The sequence below is a fragment of the Micromonospora sp. NPDC047753 genome (assembly GCF_040642735.1).
Classification (GTDB): Bacteria; Actinomycetota; Actinomycetes; order Mycobacteriales; family Micromonosporaceae; genus Micromonospora.
Genome location: NZ_JBEYSL010000672.1, coordinates 1 through 2,977 on the forward strand (window position 1 = coordinate 1; position 2,977 = coordinate 2,977).

The following is a 2,977-nucleotide window of genomic DNA, read 5'->3' on the forward strand; positions in this document are numbered from 1 at the left end:
ACGAACCGGGCCCGCAGCGCCGCCCCGTCGACCTGCGCGAGCATGCCGTCACCGGCGCGGCTCAGCCCGGTGAGCTGGCACGGCCGTCGTACCTGGACACCGCGTTCAGCCAACTTCTCGCTGAGCACGGCCTCGGTGACCGCCTGGGAGACCAGCAGCGCGTAGGGGAAGCGGGACGGCAACTCGTGGAACGGCACCGACAGCAGCACCCGGTCCCGGTCGCGCACCGTGAAGCGCGGCGTCCGCACCGCCTGGGCGATCAGCGGCGCCGCGGCGTCGATCCGGTCCAGCACCTCCAGGGTGTACGCGTGCACGACGGCGGCGCGGGAGGTCGTCGGCGGCGCGGCCAACCGGTCCAGCACTGTCACCTCGACGCCGCGCCTTGCCAGCGTCAACGCGGTGGCGAGACCGGTGGGGCCCGCGCCCACCACCAGGACGTCGGTGCTCGTGGGCAGCATGGCCACCTCCAGAAGACCGTTGCCAACACTTGTTGGCAAACACTTGTTGGCAACGCTAGGGCCCGCCTAATTGCGTGTCAACACTTGTTGGCCTACGGTCGTTGGCATGACCCAGTCCGCCCAGTCGACCCCGCCCCGACGCTCCGACACCACCAGGGCGGCGATCCTGCAAGCGGCCCGGGAACGGTTCGCGGCGGACGGCTACGAGCGCGCCACGATCCGAGCCATCGCCGCGGACGCCCAGATCGACCCCTCGATGGTGATGCGCTACTACGGCAGCAAGGAGGGGCTGTTCGCGGCGGCGGCCGAGTTCGACCTACGCCTGCCCGACCTGACCTCGGTGCCACCCGCCCGACTCGGTGAGGTGCTGGTCCGGCACTTCCTCGCCCGCTGGGAGGGCGACGAGACCCTGGTGGCGCTGCTGCGGGCCGCCAGCACCAACCCCGGCGCGGCCGAACGCATGCGCGGCATCTTCGCCGACCAGCTCACCGCCGCCGTGGCCACGTTCGGCGGCGACCCGGCGCTGACCGCCCGACGGGCCGGCCTGGTGGCCAGTCAGATCCTCGGCCTCGCCTTCACCCGGTACATCGTCCACCTGCCGCCCATGGTGGACACCCCGCCGGACGACCTGGTCTCCTGGATCGCGCCGACGCTCCAGCGCTATCTGACCGGAACGCCACCGGGCTGACCCAACCTTTTCCCACCTCCCGTGCGTCTGCCAGTTGACGCGTACAGCGCGACGGCCGGGAGGGGGGCGGATGGCGCCGCCGAAGGACGACGGACGCGACGGCTACCTCGCCTTCGTGGAGAATCACCAGCACCGGCTGCTCCGCGCGGCCTACCTGATCTGCGGCAACCAGCATCAGGCCGAGGACCTCCTCCAGGACGCGCTGCTGAAGCTGGCGCTGCGCTGGTCCTCGGTCCGCAACGGCGACCCCTCCGCGTACGTGCGGGCCATCCTCTACCGCGACTCGGTGTCGTGGTGGCGTCGCCGACGGCGGGAATGGCTCAGCGCCGCACCGCCGGACCAGGTGGCCCACGACCGTGACGGCGCGTTACGGCTGACGATGCACGACGCGCTGGGCCTGCTGCCACCACGGCAGCGGGCCGTGCTGGTGTTGCGCTACTACGAGGACCTGACCGAGGTCGCCACCGCCGAGGCGCTCGGGGTGACCGTCGGCACCGTGAAGAGCCAGTGCCACGCGGCGCTGCGCCGACTCCGCGAGGTCGCCCCGGACCTCGCCCGCGATGCCCCACCGAGCCAGGGCTCGGCCGATCTGGCGAGCGGCTTGGAGGTGAACCCGTGAACGAGCAGGAACTGCGCCAACTGCTGACCGTCAGCGTCGAGGACGTGCTCCCCAGCCAGCCGGCCGCCGCCGGATGGGAGCGGGCTCGGCGTACCCGGCGTAACCGGCGGGCCGTCGGAGTTGTCGCGCTGGCCGTGCTCCTTGTCGGCGGTGGCACTGTTGCGGCGCTGCGACCGCCCGCCGATCCGGCGCCGGTTCCACCGGTCGGCCCGACGGTGACCCCGACCGCCGATCCCACCCACGGTGGTCCGGTGCAGAAACCGCCCGCCGAGCTGACCTACCCGCCCGATCCGTTGGCCAAGCTCGGTGCCCCGGCGACGGTGCCGCTCTCTGAGCGACCGGTCCAGCGGGCACTGGCACTGTTCCAGCCGCTTGACGAGGAGGGTCGCGAGGACGGCCCGGTCCGGGTGCTCGGCAACGACGGCGTGGTGCGCAGCCTCGACGTGGTGCCGCTGGCACCCACCCGGGACGCGAGCGGCAACGAGGCAGCGGCCCTCAAGCCGGGAGTGCTGTCGCCGGACGGCCGGTCGGCCGCGTTCGCGCAGACCAAAGAGCTGATCATGATCGATCTCACCACGGCGGCCGTCCGCCGGATACCGCTCGACGGCTACCTGGAGCAGGTGGTGTGGGCGCACGACCGGGTGCTGGTCGGGGGCGACGACCGGACGTACGCGGTGGACCGCGCCACCGGGGCGGCCAGCACGATCGACGTCTCGACCTGGGAGTTGATCGCGCCCGACCCGGCCGCCGGCCGCGAGGCCCCGTTGATTGACATGTACGGCGAGGGGACCAGCCTGAAGCTCCGCAGCCGGACCGCCCGGGAGGGTGAACTCCGCTCCGAACAGCCGATCAACGCCTCGGCGTTGCCGTCGCCCTACCAGGTCAACGAGTTCTACGGCCGGGGCTGGCTGCACGGCGAGCGACTGGCCCGGGCAGCCTGGATCACCAGCGGCGAGATCAGTGGCGCCGAGGGAGCGGCGGTGCTGGACGCGCGGACCGGCGCCGTGCTCCACCTGCTCGACCTGGGCCGGGACCGCGCCAAGGGCTGCTGCGAGGTGCTGGGCTGGGACAACAGGGGCGCGGTGCTGCTCCGTCTGGAACCGGCCGCCCTGGCGCGCTGGCACCCGGAGACCGGCGAGATCACCGGAATCGTCCGCGACCTGCGCGGCGTGATCGCACTGGCCAGCTGACGAGGGTCGCGTCGGGTCGACG

At 72.5% G+C, this 2,977-nt stretch carries 4 protein-coding genes; 3 read left to right on the forward strand and 1 reads right to left on the reverse strand.

Translation table 11 applies throughout. From position 1 onward, the window contains the following. On the reverse strand, positions 1-458 hold a 458-nt coding region (locus ABZ749_RS32905), incomplete at its 3' end, for an FAD-dependent oxidoreductase (RefSeq protein ID WP_357234772.1). A 106-nt stretch (positions 459-564) separates the two neighbouring features. Here ABZ749_RS32905 and ABZ749_RS32910 point away from each other — a divergent pair. The 3 genes from ABZ749_RS32910 to ABZ749_RS32920 all read left to right on the forward strand — a co-directional run bounded on the left by ABZ749_RS32910 (position 565) and on the right by ABZ749_RS32920 (position 2,955). After that, positions 565-1,146 carry a TetR family transcriptional regulator gene (locus tag ABZ749_RS32910; protein ID WP_357234774.1) on the forward strand — a complete coding sequence of 194 codons (582 nt, stop codon included), beginning with the start codon at positions 565-567 and terminating at the stop codon, positions 1,144-1,146. 70 nt (positions 1,147-1,216) lie between these two features. Beyond that, positions 1,217-1,765, forward strand: coding sequence for a SigE family RNA polymerase sigma factor (locus ABZ749_RS32915; RefSeq protein WP_357234777.1), 549 nt, complete (start codon positions 1,217-1,219; stop codon positions 1,763-1,765). Further along, positions 1,762-2,955 (forward strand): hypothetical protein, encoded by a 1,194-nt coding sequence (locus ABZ749_RS32920; RefSeq protein ID WP_357234780.1) that lies wholly within the window; start codon positions 1,762-1,764, stop codon positions 2,953-2,955. Before ABZ749_RS32915 ends, ABZ749_RS32920 begins: the two co-directional genes overlap by 4 nt. Positions 2,956-2,977 lie beyond the last annotated feature (22 nt).

Bases quoted from the DNA above. Each gene is read 5' to 3' on its own strand.
- ABZ749_RS32910 (WP_357234774.1), top strand. From the start codon at position 565: ATGACCCAGTCCGCCCAGTCGACCCCGCCCCGACGCTCCGACACCACC.
- ABZ749_RS32915 (WP_357234777.1), top strand. From the start codon at position 1,217: ATGGCGCCGCCGAAGGACGACGGACGCGACGGCTACCTCGCCTTCGTG.